Genomic DNA, 19667 nt, shown 5'->3' with positions numbered 1-19667 from the left:
GCCGGTCCCCGGGGCCCGACAGCACACTGGATCCATGCCGGGCGACCTCTCCAGACCAGAAGACTCCGTCCCTCGTCGCCCCGTGGCCGAGCAGCGGGTCTCTCATCGGGACCGGGATTTTGCCGTGGAGATCCTGCGGGTCGCGGCGGGCGACGGACGGCTGACGGGCGAGGAGTTGGACGAGCGCGTCGAGGCGGCACTGGCGGCGCGTACGGCTTCCGACCTCGCGGAGCTGACCGCCGACCTGCCGCTCCACGGGATGCCGCCGCGGGCCCGCGAGGTGATCCGGATCGACCAGCGCTTCGGCGACAGCAAGCGCGCGGGCCGCTGGCTGGTGCCGCACCGCATGGAGATCCGGCTGATGTTCACCGACCTCAAACTCGACTTCACCGAGGCCGTGATCACCTACGACACCCTCCACATCGCCCTCGACCTACGCATCGGCGGCAACCTCACCCTCGTGACCACCCCAGGCATCGTGATCGACACCGACGGCATCACCTACACCCGCGGCGACATCAAGATCACCCCGGCGACCGGCCCGGAGCTCCCGGTACGCCTGCGCGTGCTCCTGACCGGCAGATCATCCGGCGGCGACATCGTGGCCCGCCCACCGCGCCGCACACCGGGTCAGTGGCTTCGCCGCAGGCCGTGAGCTCTTGGCTGTCGCCGAAACAGGACCGCCCCGAACGTCATTTCGGGAAGCGCTGCTCATACATGAGAACGGGAACGCTGGGCGCAAATGTGTCTGTTGCGACCATGAGCTCTTCAGGCCGAAGCCGCCACCAGCTGATGGGACGGCTCGCGAGGAGGAGCTCGTACTCGACGTGAGGTGCAACGCGCTCGGCCTGCAGCAGTGTCATCTTACTGTTCGGTCCCGGAAGACCGGGGGCGCCGGGGCGGCGACGGACGCCAATGTAGTTGAGCCCCTGGCCGGTTGTACGCAGTCGCCACACGACTAGTGCCGTGATGTCTTCCCAAGACACAAAGGCAGTGTGCTTCTCGTACTGAGCGATACCGCCACCCAGCAGCACTCCTCTGTTATCGACTCGAAAAGCCGTCAGCCGCTTCCAACCTACGCCAGCGAGCAGTTGAAGCGGAGTGCGCATGAAGTACTCTTCGTATACTGCCGAACTCTTGTCAGTCATGAGGCCTCACTTCGACCCGAGTAGGAAGTGTCGCGTCGGTGGAAATTCGCTGCGGCTTCTCGATATCGATTGAGGCCATACCACCGATGCCTGCCAACCAAAGTCACCTACTTGTGCCGACCTTGCTTCTTCTTATCCTCTTCCTCCTGGATCCTCTGAAGGATTTTCGCACGCTGTCCACGCGCAGCATCCAGGGCATCGTGAAGCTTTTTTCGCTTATGTTTCCACTCTTCACGGAAGTGATCGGCAGCCGGCCCTTTCCATGCCTCATGCCCTGAGGCCGCATCGACGGCATCCAGCGTCCGGTCAATCTCGTCAGCAAATCGCTTGAGGTTGACCAGATCCCTTCTGCACTCTTCGACACGCTCACTCATCTTCGACCCCCTTACCCATGGCTCGATCTCCTACAGCACTGGCGCCGCGATCAGGCGAACAATCTCTGAATTGAGGGTTCGCTCGCCGACTTCCCGCGCCTGAATTCCGGTGGGCGCTTGAGGCTTGTCGACACTAACGGTCCATACGGCATCCTCGGTTGCGTACGCGGTAACCAAGGGCCCAGGTTGATCCGCGAGCACGATCAACTGGCTCACCACCAAGGCGCTGTTGATCGCCTCGGCCAGAGGGCCGTCGACCTGGTCGCCCGTCAGGGCCGTCGGATCGAGACGCTGCTCCTTGCCGTCTCGGTCTGCGACACCGAACGGATCCACCAGTGCCTGCATCAAGTCCGCCGCGTCGCCGGCCGAGTTGGCGAGCGTGAAGATGTGCATGCCTCCACCGGTCACCTGCTCGATGAGCATGAGTTCCGGCGAATGAACATAGACGAACCCATGGACACTGCCCCTCGACGTCTGCTGCTCAACAGCAAGAGCCCTGGCTGCCGTACGCCGCAGAACCAGCGCCAGGTCAACGTCAGGAGTGACTCTCATGTCAAGATCGGCCGTACCCCCATTCTCAAATTTCCCCTCGGAGCGCATAAGTGCGTCAAGCTCAGGGATGTTGGCAATATTTATCACACCCCGGGAAACGAGTGAGCGAATAGCCGTCGCGAGCACCCACTCGCGCTGCTCTGAATTCAAGGTAGCCAGGTGCGGCGTGGGCGCCACAACCTCCTCCAGTGCACTTGGATCCAATACTGCCAACTCCTCATCCGTGAGCTGAATGAGGGACTGGCTTCCTCCCTCAGCCAAGGCCTCGCCGAGGAATTCGCGGAACCTCTCCAACTCGATATCAACTTCATGTTGCGTCATATTACCCTCCTTGGATTCAACCCATTGATCACGCGCCAGCGACTGGCGCAGCTCTCATGGATTCTTGGTGCGGATATCGAGGTTAGAGTCACCAGAACCCGAACTTCTTTGTGCGGCTGGGCAGGAGATTAGTTACAGCACGTTTAGCGTCTCCCGCAACTTCCTTCCCCTTGTCTATAACATTCCCCGTCACCTTGGTCGTCGCACGCCAAGCCCCCTTGGCGTGCCTCTTGATGGATTCTCTGTTGTCGTAGGCCCAGGTTCCGAGAAAGTAGACCCCTGCTACACCGAGAGCCGTCCAGCCGACCACGGGGATAGCCGTAGCCACACCCGCGCTGACACTCAGGTAGGTCGCGGCAGAACCGCCCCACATAACAGTCGCGGCTCCCCCCACCTCTAGGGCGCCCATGCCACGATCAAAGCCCCCCAAGACACCTTTGTGGTCCGGAATGAATAGCTCTCTCCCGCCGTGCGCAACGGCAAGGGGCAGACTTACTTTATCCAAGAAGCTGAGGCCTGGAGCCTGGTTGAGAAGTTTTGTACCCAGCGGGATCTTCAGCTTTGTGGTAATGAACGTGCGTAGCGTCTGCTGCCATTTCCATGGTTCTTGATACAGCCGCTCAATGCTGTTGAGCTTAAGAAGCTCTCGCATGTAGGCAATATTCTTGAGCTTGAGCCGATCGCCCGTGATGCCAAAATATCTGTTCAGTTCAAGGACGGCCTGCGCCCCCTTGATATTCTGCCCTTGCTGCCACCGCTTAAAGAGTTGCAAGGACGCTTCAGCCCCTGAAAGCACCTTGGTAATTCGAAGAGGGGCCGCTAGATTCTTTCCCATCTCCTTGTACTTTTCGGCGTCCTCTTTGAAGTCTTCGATAAGATCGCCGACTTCGCCCTTTTTCTCTCTTGCGTCCTGCCAGGTCTTTAGGACGCCAGTAAGGCCGATAAACATCAGCTCGGCCTTGGGGTCCGAGTCCAGGATGCCAAGGCGTCGCCGGATATCCTTCGCTTGGTCTTGGGACCACGAGGAGTGGGCCGGAAACTTGCCGAGATTCCCTTGATCGCCGTCCCACTTGGCGAGAATTCCGGATACGAGAGGCCCTTGGATAGCGAGAGCTTTGCCCGCAACATCCAGCGATGCAGCTAACTGCCGCGCCTTCTCCTTCTTCATCCCTCGAAAGGTAGTCATGTGCATCCCCGTTGCTGGCGAGTGGCTGATGGCGGGTTTGAGCGATGGTTTGATGGCTACCCCGAGGAGCCGTCAGGGCAGCCTCTCGGGCTGCGTTACATGCCCATCGCCGGGTGGCGGAGGCGCCTGGACGGGTGGGAACTCTGCCTCACTGGCGTCGACCGCCGGCCGCAGAAAGTGCGTGCGCCAAGGGACGTGGCGCGGGCTGCCGCGATGGGGTGAATCACGGGTGGCTCCCAGTGGGGCGAGGGCTGCGTCAGTAGAGAACTGACGCTATCCGCGGGGCTCTTGGTTCGCCAGAGTAAAGTGACCTACGAGACAGAGCGGTTGATCCAAGAAGCCAATGAATCAGCCACAACTACCCTGGATGCACGTCGGGATGATGGCTGTATCCCCCCTTGTGCAGCAGGTTGGAGTTATGGAGCAGTGGCCCTCTGCTTCGCAGTCGTGATTGGTCCGACTATTAGGTCGCCTCCGGCACGCCTTCCTTCTCCGTTGAGCTCTCACGGGACAGGTCGGGTTCATCGCCGTGGAGTGGCAGGCGGCCGCGGGCAGCGGAGATTACCGGCCAGGGGAGGTAAGTCGGTACTACGCTGCTGAAGGCCGAGCTGACCAGGTGCCGACTCGCGTACTCAACGGATCTGTCTGATGCGCAGTAGGACGTGCTGACCAGCGGAGAGAACCGACCCGAGTGCCGACACGATGGGCCGTCAGGCCATCAGGTCACCGAGCGCGGGACCGCAGGCACGAGTACGACGATGACAAGAAGGTCCTGGGCATCAAGCACGACCTCCTGGGCGACACGCTCGGCCTGTTCCTACGAGGCCTACAGGCCGAGCAGAGCTATCCGGGGCTTCTCGGCCACCGCTCGTCTATTAGCTAGCCGCCCCGGCTCGTGTAGCCGGGGCGGCTGTTCGCTCAGGAATTCATGGCATCAGCGGTTGATGGACTGGATCTCCTTGACGACGACGTTCTGGTCGCCACCGAACTCGCCCTCCGGGAGGGTGTCCCCCTCACCGGTGCTGCTCGTCCACGTGACCTCCCACGTGACGGTGGCATTGAGCTTGTACGAGCCGTCGCCGGAAGAGCGCAGGTACTTCACTCCGCACGGCGGGGTCTTCTTGGACTTGCCCTTGGCCCAGGGCTCGCCGATCCGGCCGTCCACAATGGGGCATTCGCCGGAGGCAGGGTAGGTCGTGGCGTCCTTCGTGCCCGGGTTGATCTTCAGCGAGACGGGCTTGGCGGTCGTCTTGGCCCAGATGTTGGTTTCGGGCAGGCTCGCCGTTACCGAGATCTCCTTGAACTTGGCCTTGTCGAGCCAGACCCAAGTGGGCAGATTGACCTTGGTCTCGCCCTTGGGCGCCATCGCGACCTCGGTCTCGGGTATGGGGAGTTCGTCGTACGCGTACTCCGCCAGAATCTGGGGATTCACCGCGAGAGGCTCGGCCGGGGTCTCGTTGTCATCGACCCAGAAAGGCGGCCTGTTGCACTTCATCGCCTCCGGGTCGTCCTTGCGGTTCGGATTGATGACCTTGGTCCAGAACATCCCCTTGCCCTGCTTGTCAAGGTTGTAGTTCTTGTACGGGTCGCCATCCTTGTAATACGAGTCGTAGAAGTCCCCGAACATTTCGCCGATGCCGTCCATGAAGGGGATTCCGTCGCCGAAGGAGCGCAGCTTCTTGACCTGCTGCTCGATCTCCTTGGGCGAGAAGGCAGGCTCATACCAGCACGCCGGAGGCGTCCAATTGCTGCCCTCCGTGGAGAGTTTGCCGGTCTTGGCGTTCTTCGAATCACCGTTGACGCTGGTGCGGATGCTCGTCTCGACGGTGATGGTCTTGCCCTGTCGGTCTCCCTTGGCGCTGCCGCGACTCCCGCCCGGAGTCTTGTCACCCGCGTACGCGAGCGTGGAAGTCGCCGCAGTCGCCAGCGCAAGGCCGGCCATCGTCAAGGTACGCAGAGCCCCGCGGTTCATGGCTGGCACTTCTTCGCCCCCTCCTCGGAAGTCACCATGGTGGCTTGCCACACACCCTTGGAGTTCTTCTCCATGCGGGTGTTGTACGAGACGTAGTCGTCCGAGTCGCCGGGCGTCTTCTTGACCACTCCGGTCTTGCGGTTCTTGCTGTACGACTTCGTCTCGTCGCCGCAGTACGTGACCGCCGCGGCGCCGTCCTTGAGGAACGTCACGGCGTGGTCGTAGTACCGCGTCTCACCCGTCCACGTCACACCCGCGTCGTAGAAGGACTGGATGTAGGTGGCGGCGCTGGTGAGCGCGTCACCCTTGGAGTAGAACTTCAGCGCCGGGTGCTTTCTCGCCTTGACCGTGATCGCCTCGTCGACGGAGTTGATGACCCGTTCGTGGTCCGCGAGGACGGCGTCCTTCTTGGGGTCGCCCGTCTCCGTGCCCTCGAAGACGTTCTTCACGCCCTTGGGCAGCTTGATCTCCGGGCGTTCGATCGCGTCCTCGGAAGCCTTCGGTGAAGGCGACTTCGTCTCGCTGTTCCCGGCGCCCTCGATCTTGTCGTCGCTCTTGGAGTCGCCGTCTCCGCCACCGCAGGCGGAGAGCGACAGTGCCGCGGCAGTCGTCAGCGCGGCCACCGCGAGCAAGGCAGGTCGGCGGTTCACAGTCAGCTCCCGATGGGACGTGGGGTCAGTGGGTTCACTTGAGTGAACCCACGCTATCCACGGGCACTGCGCGAAGCGAGAGTGAGGTTTACCCAGCACGGGGACAGATGTGGGCATATCGAAGCTCTGTGCGGGACGTTGTTGCCTAACAGTCGCACAACGGCGAGCGATGATTACCGGCCTGTGTCGGTTCGGGGGCTTGCCGTTCGGGGGCTTGCCGTTCAGGCCCCGTGTGCCGGGGGCGCCGCCGCGACCGCCCCGGTGCGGCGCAGTTTCTGCCAGCGCAGGCGGCCGCCGGTGAGGGCGGTGATCCAGGACTGGAGGAGGACGACGTACATGAGCTGGCGGTAGAGGAGTTGTTGGAGGGGGAGGGAGATGAGGTGGGTGAGGGGTTCGCGGTCGAGACGGAAGGCGTAGGCCGCGCAGACCGCCTGGAGGGTGAGGACGCCGAGCCAGGCGAGGACGGTCTGGCGGGTGGGGCCGAAGACCAGGCCGTAGAGGAGGAAGACGTCGATCAGGGGCGCCAGCAGGGGTGCGACGATCATGAAGAGGGAGACCAGGGGCAGGCCGACGCGGCCGAAGCGGCCGGACGGGCCCGAATCGACGAGCGCGCGCCGGTGCTTCCAGAGGGCCTGCATCGTGCCGTACGACCAGCGGTAGCGCTGGGACCACAGCTGCCGCACGGTCTCCGGTGCCTCGGTCCACGCCCGCGCCCGCTCCGCGTACACGACCCGCCAGCCGTCGCGGTGCAGCGCCATCGTGATGTCGGTGTCCTCGGCGAGCGTGTCGTCGCTCATGCCGCCGACGCGCTCCAGGGCGGTGCGCCGGAAGGCGCCGACCGCGCCGGGGATGGTCGGCATGCAGCGCAGGACGTCGTACATGCGACGGTCGAGGTTGAAGCCCATCACGTACTCGATGTGCTGCCAGGCCCCGATGAGGGAGTTCCTGTTGCCCACCTTCGCGTTGCCCGCGACGGCGCCCACGCGCGGGTCGGCGAACGGCTGGACCAGTTCGCGCACGGTGGCCGCCTCGAAGACCGTGTCGCCGTCCATCATGACGACGAGGTCGTGCCGGGCGTTGGCCAGGCCCCGGTTGAGGGCGGCGGGCTTGCCCGCGTTGTGCTGTCGTACGACGCGGACGTTCGGCAGGCCGAGGCCCTCGACCGTGCGGGCCGTGCCGTCGGTGGAGCCGTCGTCGATGACGACGACCTCGATGGGGTGGTCGCTCGTCATGAGGGAACGGACGGTGTTCTCTATGCACTTCGCCTCGTTGTAGGCGGGCACGAGGACCGACACGGGCTCCGTCACCGCGGCCCCGCCCCCACGGGCATCCCCCCGACGGGAATCGCCCCGACGGGCGTCACCCCAGCGGAAGTCCCGCCCGCGGACCCGCCGGGCATGCGCCGCGGAGAGCACCAGCATCAGGCCGAAGCGGGCGATGACGAGGACGCCGACCACGGCCAGGCCGATCACCAGGACGTCGGTGATGTGTTCCGCGGCGCCGACCAGGAGGACCCAGGCCTTGCCCCGCCACAGCTCGAAGCCCTCCACGCGCGCGTGCGCACCGGTCGTGCCGGCGCCCAGGGCCTCGGTGAGGTTGGTGAACTCGTAGCCCTGCCGGGCGAGTCGGGGGAGGAGGCGGTCGAGGGCGGTGACGGTCTGGGAGCGGTCGCCGCCCGAGTCGTGCATCAGGACGACGGCGCCCTTGCCGTCGGCGGGCGTGACGCGGCGGACGATCTCGTCGGCGCCGGGGCGCTTCCAGTCCTCGCTGTCGCTGTCGGTGACCACCGTGAGGTAGCCGCGGCTGCCGATGTGCCGGGCGACCGGCCAGGAGTTGTTGTCCATGGCGTCGGCGAACGAGGAGTACGGCGGCCGGAACAGGGACGTACGGATGCCCGCCGCGCCCGCGAGCGCCAGCTGGCTCTGGGACAGCTCCCGGTCGACGCGGTCCTTCGACTGGTACGACAGATCCGGGTGGTTGAAGGTGTGCAGGCCCACCTCGTGGCCCTCGTCGACCATGCGGCGCACCAGGCCGGGGTGGCGCGAGGCCATCGTGCCGGTGACGAAGAAGACGGCGTGCGCGTCGTGTTCGGCGAGTACGTCGAGGACCTTGGGGGTCCACTTCGGATCCGGCCCGTCGTCGAAGGTCAGCACCATGCGGTGGTCGGGCACGCTCAGCGACTGCGTCCGGCCGCCGCGCGTGTCGATGACCGGGCCGCCCCGCAGGATCTCCTTCGGCACCTGGTCCGTGGCCGCGGGCGGCCGCACCCGGTGGTCGGCCTGGATCTCGCTGTGTACGTATCCGCGCAGCATCAGCATCGCGCTCAGGGCTACGAGGAGGAGCGCGGGCAGGAGGTAGCGCATCGGGAGGCGGGGGCGGGAGCGCGGGCGGGGGTGGCTACGGGGGCTTCTGCCCGCGGTGATGCGTCCGCGCCTGCGGTGGCGTGCGGGGCTTCGGCCTTCTCCGGGAGCGGAGGCGGGGCCGGGACCAGGGCCAGCACCGGGACCAGGAGCGGGAACGGGAACGGGAACGGGAACGGGAACGGGAACGGGAACGGGAACGGGAACCGAAGCAGAGCCGGAAGCGGAACCCGAAGCCAGCGCCGAAGCGGAACCTGAAGCGGAAGCCAGCGCCGAAGCCGATTCCGGAGCCGACATCGCAGCGCCCTCAGCCGACCCGCGCCCACCGGAACGGAAGTTCATGATCGTACGCCCTCAACAGCCGCATCCCCCTGGCCCTGCCCGTCGGACACGGCCCGCACCCCGTCCCCCGCCTCGCCGCCCTCGTCCGCCCCGGCGCCACCACCCTCAGCACCGCCGTCACCGCCACCGTCACCAGCGCCGCCGTCCGGCGTCCGAGTGGGCGGGGCCACGGGCGCGCCGGTCTCCCTGCTGGGACCGGGAGCAGGGCCAGGACCGTGGTCCAGGCCCGCACCGGGAGCCGTGGCCTCACCCCCGGCCGCAGGCGAGCCGTTGACACCCTCGCTCGGGCGCACCCCGGCCTCACCGCCGGACCCACCACCTCCCCGCGCGGGACGCGACCCCGAGGACCCCCCGGACCCGCCCGCCCCGTCACCACCCCGCGCCGACGGTACGGAGCGCCCCGCCCCGCCGCCCGCCCCCGGCACCCCGCCCCCACCGACCCGCGCATCGGCGGATGTGGAAGCGGAAGCGGAAGGCGACTTCGGCGCGGCACCGCCGGAGGCGGGCGCCGTCGGCCCGGCAGCCGACTCCGTGGGCAGCTCAGGGGTGTCGACCTGGCTGGCGGGCTGCTCGTCCTTGGGGTCGGGCACCGGCAGCCAGGGCGCGCTGGAGTTGCCCGAGACGAGCGTGGCGGCCATGACGACGGCGTACCCCGCGCAGAGAAGGCCGACGACCGCGCCGACCCGGCGGTACCGTCTTCCCCTGCGGCCCGTCTCGTCGACGAACACCGGTGTATCAGCCACGCTCCGGGTGTCTGAAAACCCCTGCATGACGCGGGTGGCACCGGCCACCGAGCCGCCGTACTCCCCCGCGAGGCACCGGCCGATGCCGTCGATCTGGACGGTGACCTCGTTCGGGTCGTGCGTCGGCGCGGGCACCCCGTCCGACCACTCCACCGGTCCGCCCGACCACTCCGGCGTACCGCCCCGCCGCCCCGGCGGTACGCCGTCAGGCAGCCCCAAAGGCCCACCCATAGGCCCCAAAAGCCCATCCACAGGCCCCAGTTGCCCATCCACGGGCCCCGAAAGGCTCTCCGTCGGCGTCGATGAGCCGCCTTCTCGCCCGTTGTTCTCCCTGCGCACGCGAACCCCCCATGGGTGGTGATGCGGGCGCGAACGACTCACCGGGCACTCGTCGTCCGGATCGGGCCCCCACCCGACCCAGGCGCCCCCCTTTATCACACTGCACCCGGAAGCCGAATGTAGCGCACGCCAGTGACAACCGTGGTTTTACGTCAGTCCTGAATCATCATGATGAGTGCATCGGTGGCCGGAATCCATCCGTCCGCCGGTCGGTTCAGCCAGTCTTCCTCCGCCGCGAGTTCGGCCGCGGCCCGGCGCAGCGCGTCGAGGCCGGGGTGGCGCAGGCCGCGGCGCCACACGAGCGACACCGGCGACAGCGGTACGGGGTCGACGAGCGGCCGCAGCACAGAGCCGGGCAGCTCGGGGAAGCCGACGACGGCGAGCACGGGATGGCGGTGCTTCGCCATGATCCGCGCGAACTCCTCGGGGCCGACGGCGAGCGGGGCGGGCGGCGCGACCTCGATGCCGCGGCCGTCGAAGAGGCGGCGGGCCAGGTCGGTCCACTCCGGGGTGCGTTCGTTGCCCGCGCCCGCGTAGACGCGCTCGCCCGCGAGCCGGTCGAGCGGCACCGCGTCGAGCTCCGTGAGCGGATGGCCGACGGGGAGCAGCACCGCCATCGGCTCGTACCGCACGGGCTGGTGGCCGAGCCCCGCGCGTACGCTCTCGGGCAGTCCGGCGAAGCGGCCGAACGACGCGTCGAGGCGTCCCGCCGCGATCTCGGCGGCGGCGCCGGTCAGACCGCTCTCGAAGCGGGCCATCAGCTCGCACTGCGGCGCCAGTTCCCGGGCCCGGTCCAGGATCCGGCCGAAGACGAGGCCGGGACTGTTGAGGTCGACGAGCAGCGGCCGGAGCGCGGCGGCCGCGCCGCCGCGCGCGAAGGCGGCCGACAGCTCGTCGTGCGCGGCGAGGACCCGCCACGCGTACGGCAGCAGCCGCTCGCCGTCGGCGGTCAGCGTCACCTGCCGCGTCGACCGCGCGAACAGGTCCACCGCCAGCTCCCGTTCGAGCCGCCGCACGTCCCGGCTCAGGGCCTGCTGGGCCACGTACAGGCGGGCGGCGGCCCGGGTGAAGTGCAGTTCCTCGGCCACGGCGAGGAAGGCGCGCAGGAGACGGGGGTCCACGTCACGGGGGACGGCGGGCGGCACGGGCGGCTCCCCGGGCGACGGTTCGGTCATCCCGTGAATTTACAACCCAGGCGCGTGAATCACCCTCCAGAAAGGTGTTGGACCACCCCCGCACGCGGCGACGAGCCTTGAGCCATGCCCGAGGCCCCCGCCAACTCCCGCACCCCACAAGCCCCTTCCCGTCCCCGGCCCCCGCACTCCCCCACCGAGCCCACCACCCTCACCGCCCCGGAGCCCCCTTCGCCCACCACCCCTCCGAGACAAACCCCCCGCGCGCGTACCCGCCGCCCCCGCAACCCCTACGCCCGCCTCTTCGCGATACCCGGCGCCACCGCCTTCACCGTCGGCAACCTCATCGCCCGGCTGCCCATGGGCATGTTCAGCGTGAGTGCCGTGATCATGATCGCGGGGGCCCGTGACTCGTACGCCCTCGCGGGTGCCGTCACCGCCACCGGGCTCGCCGCGACCGCCGTCGTGGCGCCCTGGACGGCCCGCATGGTCGACCGGTACGGGCAGGCGCGGGTCGCCGTGCCCGCCACGGTCCTGGCCGTGCTCGGCTCGCTGTCGCTGCTGCTGTGCGTGCGCTTCGGGGCGCCGGACTGGACGCTGTTCGCCTCGTACGCGGCGACGGCCACGACCCCGAACACCGGAGGCATGTCCCGGGCGCGCTGGTCGCATCTGCTGAAGGGCGAGCCGGAGGCGCTGCACACCGCCAACTCCTTCGAGCAGGCGGCGGACGAGCTGTGCTTCATGCTCGGCCCGGTGCTCGCGGCGTTCCTGTGCGGGGCGCTCTTCCCGCAGGCGGGCACCCTCGTGGGCGCCGTGCTGCTGCTGACCGGCGTCCTGCTCTTCGCCGCGCAGCGCTCCACGGAACCCCCGGTCCGGGAGCGTACGGACGCGACACCGGGGCCGAAGTCGCCGCTGCGCACGCGCGGGACGCCCGCTCTGCTCGTCGTGTTCCTCGCGACCGGGGCCGTCTTCGGCGCCATGGAGGTCGCGACCATCGCGTACGCGGACGAGCGGGGCCACAAGGCGGCCGCGGGCGTCGTCCTGGCCCTGCAGGCCGCGGGCTCCTGCGGGGCGGGGCTGGTCTACGGAGCGCTGCGGCCGAGCGGCTCCCCGGACCGGCGGCACGTCGTGTGCGGGGTGGCGATGGCGGCCCTGATGACGCTGCCGCTGCTCGCCGTGGTGACGACCGGCTCGCTCGTCGTGCTCGCCGGGGCGCTCCTGGTGGCCGGGATGGCGACCGCCCCGACGATGGTGACGGGCATGACGCTGGTGCAGCGGGGCGCCCCCGAGGGGCGGTTGAACGAGGCCATGACCCTCGCCGTGACCGGCCTCCTCGGGGGCATCGCGTGCGGCGCGGCGGCCGCCGGCTGGGCGGCGGAGCACCTGGGCCCCGCCGCCTCCTACGCCGTGCCGGTCGCCGCGGCGCTGTGCGCGCTGCTGCTCAGCACCGCGCGGGCTTGCGCCACGAGCACTCGAGCTCGCCGCTCCGGTCGGACCCGCGCTCCGTACGGGGCCTGACCAGGACGGCCTTGTCCTCGTCGGACCTGGCGAGGGTGACGACGATGGCGTCCTCCAGGGCCTTCACCGAAGAGGGCAGATAGTTGTTCAGGACGATGCTGAAGACCAGCTCACGGCCGCCCGCGTCGGTCACGTACCCGGAGAGGGCGGACGCGCCGGTCAGCGACCCGGTCTTCGCGTGCACGTTGAGGGCCGCCGGTGTCCCGCACATGCGCGTGCGCAACGTACCGCCGTCGAACTTGTCCGGGTCGCACGCCACCGGCAGGGACCGGTACCAGTCGGCGAACCACGGCTCGCCCTTGGCGGAGCGGAGCAGCTTGATGAACTGGTCGGCGGCGACGTTGTCCTTGCGGGAGAGCCCGGAGCCGTCGACCTGGCGCAGCTTGCCCGGGTCGACCCCGGCGGTCTTCAGGTAGCCGGCGATCGCCGCGACGCCGTCGCCCCAGTTGCCGGGCCGCCCGGTCGCCTTGTGCCCCATGGCCTTCGTCAGGGACTCGGCGTGCATGTTGTTGGACAGCTTCATGAACGGGATCAGCAGGTCCCTGAGCTGCATGGAGTCGTGCGAGGCCAGCTCGCGCGCCCCCTGGGGGGTCGCGATCCCGGCGCGGGTCGGTCCGCTCACCTTCACGCCGTGGGCGGCCAGCGCGTCCCGGAAGACCGCGGCGGCGTACCGGGTCGGCTCCCAGACGGTGATCCACTCCTTGGTGGTGGAGCCGCCGACGGGCACGTTGCCGGTGACGGTGATCGTGTTCTTGCCGTGCTGCCGCTCGACGGCGATGGTGTCGGCGCCGCCCGCCGCGACCGTCTTGGCGCGCAGATCGATGTCTACGTAGTCGGTCTTCGGCGTCACGGTGACGCGCGGCTTGTCCCCGGCGGCGGCTCCCGGCGCCACCTCGACGATGACCGTGCCCGTGTCGTAGTCGGTGTCGGGGGCGACGCTCAGCGCGGAGATCTGCGCGGCGTAGTACGAGGACTCGTCGTCGGCGCCCCAGGTGTCGCCCTGGCGGCGGTCGTCGAAGCGGGTGTCGTCGGCGACGAGCCGCCCCGAGACGCGCTTGATGCCCTTGGCCGCGATGTCCGCGGCGAGCTTGTCGTAGTCCTTGGCGAGCGTCGTCGGGTCGCCGGTGCCGCGCAGATACAGGTCGCCCTTGAGGACGGGCCCGTGCCGGTCGCCGGCGGCGAGCACGTCGGTGCGGAACCGGTGCTCGGGTCCGAGCAGTTCCAGGGCGGCCGCGGAGGTGAGCATCTTGGTGTTGGAGGCGGGCATGAGGCGCCCGCTGGGCAGGTGCTGGTAGAGGGTGTCGCCGGACTCGGCGTCGGCGACCACGACGCTGGCCGCGCCGCCCTCCATGCGGGGGTCCCCGAGGATGGTGTCGATGGCTTCGGGCAGCCCGCTCCGGTCGGAGTCGGCCCCGGCCGGGGAGCCGAAGGAGAAGGTCGCCACGGTGAGGCCGAGCACGGCGGGCCAGATCCAGTGGCGCATGCGGTGGTTGACGCGTCTCACGGGTCTACTCATGACCCTGGAGCATCCCGGAAGACGGCACGCGGCGACAGACCACCGCACGCGTGTCGCGCCCGGACACGACGAAGGCCCGCCGACCGCTGGGGTCGCCGGGCCTTCGCCTCACATGGGAATTGTGGAGATGGCGGGAATCGAACCCGCGTCCAACGGTGCAGAATCAGGGCTTCTCCGTGTGCAGTCCACTGCGATTTTCTCAGCCCCGGAGATCTCGTGGACAAGTCTCCGACGGGCTCAGTCACTGTTTGTTTTCCTCCCAGACCCCGTGACCGGGTCTAGAAGTTTAGTTCCCTAGCTGATGCCAGGATCCGGGTCGGGAACAGCCCCGGGCTGACACTTCGCAAAGTCGCTACTTAGGCAGCGAGGGCGAAGGAATCGCGCTTGGTGTTGGCGATTATTGGTTGCGACATATGGTTTACGAGATCATTGCCGCTTCCTCGACACGCTTCCCCTGCTTCGACATCCGCTGTCGAAACCGATCATCCCCATGTTGTTTTTTCAAACCCTCCGAGGAGGGGGCGCCCCGTCACCTGCGGGGCAAGAACCATCGTACGTGACCAACGCCGACCGGTGCCAGCCTATTCCCGGGCACCGGCGCCGGGGGCCTAGCCGATCCCCTGGCGCCGCCTGGCCGCCGAGATCGCCCGGTTCGTCTCACGGGTGTCCTGCTTCTCGCGCAGCGTCTGCCGCTTGTCGTACTCCTTCTTGCCCTTGGCGAGCGCGATCTCGACCTTGACGCGGCTGTCCTTGAAGTACAGGGCGAGGGGCACGATCGTGTGACCCGTCTCCTGGGACTTCGACTCCAGCTTGTCGATCTCGGCCCGGTGCAGCAGCAGCTTGCGCTTCCGCGTGGCGGAGTGGTTGGTCCAGGTGCCCTGGACGTACTCGGGGACGTGGATGTTGTGCAGCCACGCCTCGCCGTGGTCGATGTGCACGAAACCGTCCACCAGTGACGCCCGGCCGAGCCGCAGCGACTTGACCTCGGTGCCCATCAGGACCAGGCCGCACTCGTAGGTGTCCAGGATGTGGTAGTCGTGCCGCGCCTTCTTGTTCTGCGCGACCATCTTCCGGGCGGGTGCCTTCTCATTGGCCTTCGCGGCCTTGCGCTTTACCTTTTCCTTCGCCATAGTGCGGCCATTTTCGCACTACGAGGGGGGTCCGAGGCCAGTCAATACTGTCTCGGCCCGCTCCTGGGCACCGTCCTCGACCTCCAGGTCCGGGGTGATGCCCCGGCCGTCGACCGCCTTCCCCGAAGGAGTGCGGTAGTGCCCGACCGTCAGCTCGGCGACGGAGCCGCCGGGCAGCTTGCTCGGCATCTGCACCGAGCCCTTGCCGAATGTCCTGGAGCCCACGACGACCGCGCGGCCGCGGTCCTGGAGGGCCCCGGTGAGCAGCTCGGCCGCGCTCATCGTGCCGCCGTCGACAAGCGCGACCACGGGTCTTTGGGTGTCGCCGCCCTGCTCGGCGTGGAGCGCGCGCTGCTTGCCCCGGACGTCGTACGTGGCGACGAGGCCGCCGTCCAGGACCGCGGAGGAGGCCGTGGTGGCCTCGGAGACCAGGCCGCCGGAGTTGCCGCGCAGGTCGAGGAGGATCCCGGCGCCCGCGGGGGCCCCGCGCACCGCCTTCCGCACGGCCTCGCCGGAGCCCTTCGTGAACGCCGCGACCTTGATCATCACGGCGCCGCCGCGGAGCCGGGTGACGGTCACGGAGTCCGTCGAGAGGCGGGCGCGGCGCAGGGTCTCGGTCCACGCGCGCGTGCCGCGCTCGAGGCCGAGGGTGACCGGGGTGTTCGCGCGGGTGCCGCGCAACAGGGACACGACGTCGGTGACGGGGCGGCCGGTGACGTTCTTGCCGTCGATGGCGGTGAGCTTGTCGCCCTCGTGGATGCCGGCCCGGTCGGCGGGCCCGCCGCGCTGCACCCGGGACACCTCGATCCTGCCGTCGGCCTCCCGCCGGGCCCACAGGCCGACCCCGGTGTAGGCGCCGTCGAGGGACTGCTCGAACTCGCGGTACTCCCCCTGGGAGTAGACCGACGACCAGCGGTCGCCGCTGCGGCTGACCACGTCCTCGGCGGCCTTCTCGCCGGACTTGCCGTCGGCCATCGCGGCGGCGGCGGCTTCGGCCGCCTCGTCGGCGGGGTCGCGGTCGGCGTCGTGGGGGTCGTGGGGGTCCCGCGCGTCCCGGGTGGCGGAGACCGAGCGGGTCGAGGGAGCTGCCTTGTTCCGGCCTTCCTCGGCGTCCCCGGGCCAGGATCCGGTGGCGGCGCCGGTGGCGAGGACACTCGCGAAGACCAACGTCAGGGCCGCCCCGCGGCGGACGCGGCGGGGCTCGACGTGCCAATCAGGGCCTGACATGTCGGTGAGTCTAGGACAACGAGGGGCGCCGCACGGCCGGTTGACCGCACGGCGCCCGAGGCACTCCTCACACCCGCAGGAGCGTGGGATACCTGCCCTCTCACACCTTCAGGTACTTGCGCAGGGCGAAGAATGCAGCCAGCGCGGGCATCAGCAGGCCGATGGCGAGCACCAACGGCAGCTTCGCGAGCACCGCGTCCCAGCCGATGAAGTTGATCAGGTTGAGCTTCTCGGACAGCTCCAGGCCGTGGTCGATGATGAAGTACCGGCCAAGAAGCAGGAATCCGCACGCGAGCCCGCCGCCGATCAGTCCGGCGACCGCCGCCTCCAGGATGAACGGCATCTGGATGTAGAAGCTGGACGCGCCGACGAGCCGCATGATCCCGGTTTCACGGCGACGGCTGAACGCCGATACGCGCACCGTGTTGACGATCAGCATCAGCGCCACGACGAGCATCAGCGCCATCACCGCGAGCGCCGCCCAGTTCATGCCGTTGAGCAGCTCGAAGAGGTTGTCCAGAACGCCCTTCTGGTCCTCCACGGACTGCACGCCGTCCCTCCCGGAGAAGGCGGTCGCGACCACCTGGTACTTCTCCGGGTCCTTCAGCTTGATGCGGTACGACTCCTGCATCTGGTCCGGCGTCAGCGAGCTGGACAGCGGGGAGTCGCCGAACTGCTCCTTGTAGTGCTTGTACGCCTGGTCCGCCGTCTCGTGCTGGACCGTGTCGACGACCGGCATCTTCTTCAGATCGGTGAGGATCCGGTCCTTCTGCTCGTTCGTGACGGCGCCCTTGGCGCACTTGGGGTCCTGCTCGGCGTCCGCCTTGTTGCACAGGAAGATCGAGACGTTGACCTTGTCGTACCAGTAGCCCTTCATCGTGCTCACCTGGTCGCGCATGAGCAGCGAGCCGCCGAAGAGGGCGAGCGAGAGCGCTACGGAGACGACGACCGCGAAGGTCATCGTGAGATTGCGGCGGAGACCGACGCCGATCTCCGACAGGACGAACTGGGCGCGCATGGCGGCCTTTCAATGGATCAGGGGGAGCGGTGCTGCGGGGCGGGCGCGACGGCCGACGGCGGTGGGGCGTGCCGACGGCCGTGGGGGCGCGCCGAGGACCGGGTCAGTGCTGGTAGCCGTAGACGCCGCGGGACTGGTCGCGGACCAGGCGGCCCTTCTCCAGCTCGATGACGCGCTTGCGCATCTGGTCCACGATCTGCTGGTCGTGGGTGGCCATCACGACGGTGGTGCCGGTCCGGTTGATGCGGTCGAGGAGCTTCATGATGCCGACCGAGGTCTGCGGGTCGAGGTTGCCCGTCGGTTCGTCGGCGATCAGGAGCTTCGGCCGGTTGACGAAGGCCCGCGCGATGGCCACGCGCTGCTGCTCACCGCCGGACAGCTCGCCGGGCATCCGGTCCTCCTTGCCGCCGAGGCCGACGAGGTCGAGGACCTGGGGCACGGACTTGCGGATCTCGCCGCGCGACTTGCCGATGACCTCCTGGGCGAAGGCCACGTTCTCGGCGACGGTCTTGTTCGGCAGGAGCCGGAAGTCCTGGAAGACCGTGCCCAGCTGGCGGCGCATGTGCGGCACCTTCCAGTTGGAGAGCCGGGCCAGGTCCTTGCCCAGGACGTGCACCTGGCCGTGGCTGGTGCGCTCCTCGCGGAGGATCAGCCGCAGGAAGGTCGACTTTCCGGAGCCGGATGACCCCACCAGGAAGACGAACTCGCCCTTCTCGATCTCCAGCGACACATCGCGGAGGGCCGGGCGGTTCTGCTTCGGATAGGCCTTGGACACATTGTCGAATCGGATCACGGATGCACCACGGGTAGCCGGGGGTAGGTGAGCGTGACCATACGCGAACCGGAAGGGGCCGCGCAGTCGGCGTCCTGAGTTGCGCGGTTTGTTGTGGATCCGACCCGGAACAAATGGGGCGCCCGAGAGTGCGGGGGCGCTGCCCCACGGCTGGGGCGCGGCGGGCGTCGACCGGGGCCGGGCAGCGGGCCGCGCCGAATTCCGCGGAAGCTGGCACAGTGGTAGGGGGAACGGTTGAGGTTCCCCGAGCGTTGGGCAGGCTGAGACTGTGCGGGAGGAGAAGCGCATGACCTATGACAGGTTGGTGTGCGCGAACTGCGCGGCGCCTGTGAACGAGGGCCGCTGCCCCGTGTGCCGGGCGAACCGGGAGCGGATGCAGCACGAGGGCCCCTTCGGCGGCCTCAGCCCCGCGGCCCTGATAGGGCTGCTCGTGGTGCTGATCATGGCGATGGCCCTGCTGGCGCACCAGACCGCGTAGTCGTTGGGCACTGGCCCCGGGCGCCGGTGCGCCCCGGGGCGGCACGCGCAGGACGGAGAAGGGCCCGGAGCCGATGCGGCTCCGGGCCCTTCCTCGTGTCAAGCCAACTCCTGAGGGTCGTCCGCTACGGCGCGTACGTCTCCGTACGCGCCGCGTCACGCGCGTCCCTCGGGGCGCCCCGCCGGATCAGGCGGCGGCGCCGCGGTTGCCGACCAGGCGCGGCAGGAAGCGGAAGCCGACGCCACCGGCGATCATGGTGGCGGCACCGATGATCAGGAAGGTGGTCTCGGCGGCGCCCGTCTCGGCCAGCTCGCCGTCGTTCTTGCCGCTGCCGGTGTCGGAGACCCGCTCGACCGGCTTGGAGCCGGTGTCGGTCAGGCTGTCCTTGCCGCCCTGCTCGGCGGGGTTGGAGCCGCCGCCGTCGGGGTCGGTGTCATTGCCGCCGTTGCCGCCATTACCGCCGGTGCCGCCGCCCGTGCCGTTGTTGTCACCCGGGTCGGTGGGCTGGGTGGGCGGGTCCGTGGGCTCCGTGGGCGGGTCCGTCGGCTCGGTGGGCGGGTCCGTGGGCTCCGTGGGCGGGTCCGTCGGCTCCGGCGGCTCCGTGGGCTCCGGCGGGTCCGTCGGCTCGTCCGTCGGCTCCGGCGGGTTGGTGGGCTCTTCCGGGTCCTCGTCGTCGCCCGGCAGGTCGACGTCGACGCCGATGCCGTTCTCGTCGGCGGAGGCGCTCGCGCCCGTCCCGCCGAGCTCGACGCCGACGTCCAGGGCCGAGGCGGCGCCGGCGGCGGTCAGCGAGGCGCCCGCGGCGATCACTGCGCCGGCGGCTATCCGCGCGACGCGGATCCGCGTCTTCTTCGTCATCTGGCTGCT

At 68.7% G+C, this 19667-nt stretch carries 17 protein-coding genes and 1 other RNA gene; 3 read left to right on the top strand and 15 right to left on the bottom strand.

The annotated features are described in order from the left end of the window. Nucleotides 1-34 precede the first annotated feature (34 nt). Nucleotides 35-655, top strand: coding sequence for a DUF1707 SHOCT-like domain-containing protein (locus ACZ6AA_RS16345; protein ID WP_471458558.1), 621 nt, complete (start codon nt 35-37; stop codon nt 653-655). A gap of 37 nt (nt 656-692) precedes the next feature. On the opposite strand, the gene ACZ6AA_RS16340 is transcribed toward ACZ6AA_RS16345, so the two are convergent. From ACZ6AA_RS16340 to ACZ6AA_RS16305, 8 genes are all read right to left on the bottom strand, one after another. After that, nucleotides 693-1148: a hypothetical protein gene (locus ACZ6AA_RS16340; protein ID WP_471458556.1), complete on the bottom strand. Its 456-nt coding sequence runs from the start codon at nt 1146-1148 to the stop codon at nt 693-695. 107 nt (nt 1149-1255) lie between these two features. After that, nucleotides 1256-1522 (bottom strand): hypothetical protein, encoded by a 267-nt coding sequence (locus ACZ6AA_RS16335; RefSeq protein ID WP_468997623.1) that lies wholly within the window; start codon nt 1520-1522, stop codon nt 1256-1258. A 30-nt stretch (nt 1523-1552) separates the two neighbouring features. Beyond that, nucleotides 1553-2395, bottom strand: a complete 843-nt coding sequence (locus ACZ6AA_RS16330; protein WP_471458554.1) for a hypothetical protein — start codon at nt 2393-2395, stop codon at nt 1553-1555. An 88-nt stretch (nt 2396-2483) separates the two neighbouring features. Beyond that, complete coding sequence (locus tag ACZ6AA_RS16325) at nt 2484-3563, bottom strand: hypothetical protein (RefSeq protein ID WP_471458552.1); 1080 nt, start codon at nt 3561-3563, stop codon at nt 2484-2486. 952 nt (nt 3564-4515) lie between these two features. Next, complete coding sequence (locus ACZ6AA_RS16320; RefSeq protein ID WP_471458961.1) at nt 4516-5553, bottom strand: hypothetical protein; 1038 nt, start codon at nt 5551-5553, stop codon at nt 4516-4518. Continuing rightward, nucleotides 5550-6203 carry a hypothetical protein gene (locus ACZ6AA_RS16315; protein WP_468450029.1) on the bottom strand — a complete coding sequence of 218 codons (654 nt, stop codon included), beginning with the start codon at nt 6201-6203 and terminating at the stop codon, nt 5550-5552. Before ACZ6AA_RS16315 ends, ACZ6AA_RS16320 begins: the two co-directional genes overlap by 4 nt. A gap of 221 nt (nt 6204-6424) precedes the next feature. Continuing rightward, nucleotides 6425-8566 (bottom strand): bifunctional polysaccharide deacetylase/glycosyltransferase family 2 protein, encoded by a 2142-nt coding sequence (locus ACZ6AA_RS16310; protein WP_471458550.1) that lies wholly within the window; start codon nt 8564-8566, stop codon nt 6425-6427. A 1573-nt stretch (nt 8567-10139) separates the two neighbouring features. Beyond that, a complete protein-coding gene (locus ACZ6AA_RS16305) occupies nt 10140-11162 on the bottom strand; it encodes a LysR family transcriptional regulator (RefSeq protein ID WP_471458548.1) in 1023 nt (340 codons plus the stop codon). Nucleotides 11163-11246: 84 nt separating this feature from the next. Here ACZ6AA_RS16305 and ACZ6AA_RS16300 point away from each other — a divergent pair, with 84 nt between their 5' ends. Beyond that, nucleotides 11247-12638, top strand: coding sequence for an MFS transporter (locus ACZ6AA_RS16300; protein WP_471458546.1), 1392 nt, complete (start codon nt 11247-11249; stop codon nt 12636-12638). On the opposite strand, the gene dacB is transcribed toward ACZ6AA_RS16300, so the two are convergent. The 6 genes from dacB to ftsE all read right to left on the bottom strand — a co-directional run bounded on the left by dacB (nt 12562) and on the right by ftsE (nt 18322). Continuing rightward, the gene (gene dacB / locus ACZ6AA_RS16295; protein WP_468450034.1) at nt 12562-14154 is read right to left on the bottom strand and encodes a D-alanyl-D-alanine carboxypeptidase/D-alanyl-D-alanine endopeptidase; all 1593 of its coding nucleotides are present in this window, start codon (nt 14152-14154) and stop codon (nt 12562-12564) included. The two genes, ACZ6AA_RS16300 and dacB, sit on opposite strands and share 77 nt — an antisense overlap. Nucleotides 14155-14273: 119 nt before the next feature. Beyond that, nucleotides 14274-14644, bottom strand: a transfer-messenger RNA (tmRNA) gene (ssrA, locus tag ACZ6AA_RS16290). A gap of 118 nt (nt 14645-14762) precedes the next feature. Beyond that, complete coding sequence (gene smpB, locus ACZ6AA_RS16285) at nt 14763-15284, bottom strand: SsrA-binding protein SmpB (protein ID WP_468450035.1); 522 nt, start codon at nt 15282-15284, stop codon at nt 14763-14765. A gap of 18 nt (nt 15285-15302) precedes the next feature. After that, complete coding sequence (locus ACZ6AA_RS16280; protein ID WP_468450036.1) at nt 15303-16511, bottom strand: S41 family peptidase; 1209 nt, start codon at nt 16509-16511, stop codon at nt 15303-15305. 100 nt (nt 16512-16611) lie between these two features. Further along, nucleotides 16612-17529 carry a permease-like cell division protein FtsX gene (gene ftsX, locus ACZ6AA_RS16275; RefSeq protein ID WP_030358417.1) on the bottom strand — a complete coding sequence of 306 codons (918 nt, stop codon included), beginning with the start codon at nt 17527-17529 and terminating at the stop codon, nt 16612-16614. A 103-nt stretch (nt 17530-17632) separates the two neighbouring features. Next, entirely contained in the window at nt 17633-18322 is a 690-nt protein-coding gene (gene ftsE / locus ACZ6AA_RS16270) for a cell division ATP-binding protein FtsE (RefSeq protein WP_016644946.1), read from the bottom strand. 286 nt (nt 18323-18608) lie between these two features. Here ftsE and ACZ6AA_RS16265 point away from each other — a divergent pair, with 286 nt between their 5' ends. After that, entirely contained in the window at nt 18609-18800 is a 192-nt protein-coding gene (locus ACZ6AA_RS16265; RefSeq protein WP_468450037.1) for a hypothetical protein, read from the top strand. Between the two features lie 186 nt (nt 18801-18986). Here the strand turns inward: ACZ6AA_RS16265 and ACZ6AA_RS16260 are convergent, their stop codons facing one another. After that, on the bottom strand, nt 18987-19658 hold the full coding sequence (locus ACZ6AA_RS16260; RefSeq protein WP_471458543.1) for a hypothetical protein: 672 nt from the start codon (nt 19656-19658) through the stop codon (nt 18987-18989). Between the last annotated feature and the right edge of the window lie 9 nt (nt 19659-19667).

Source organism: Streptomyces sp. NPDC040610 (assembly GCF_055594065.1).
Note: the sequence above shows the minus strand (reverse complement) of the source record. Positions and strands in the feature narration are given on the sequence as shown.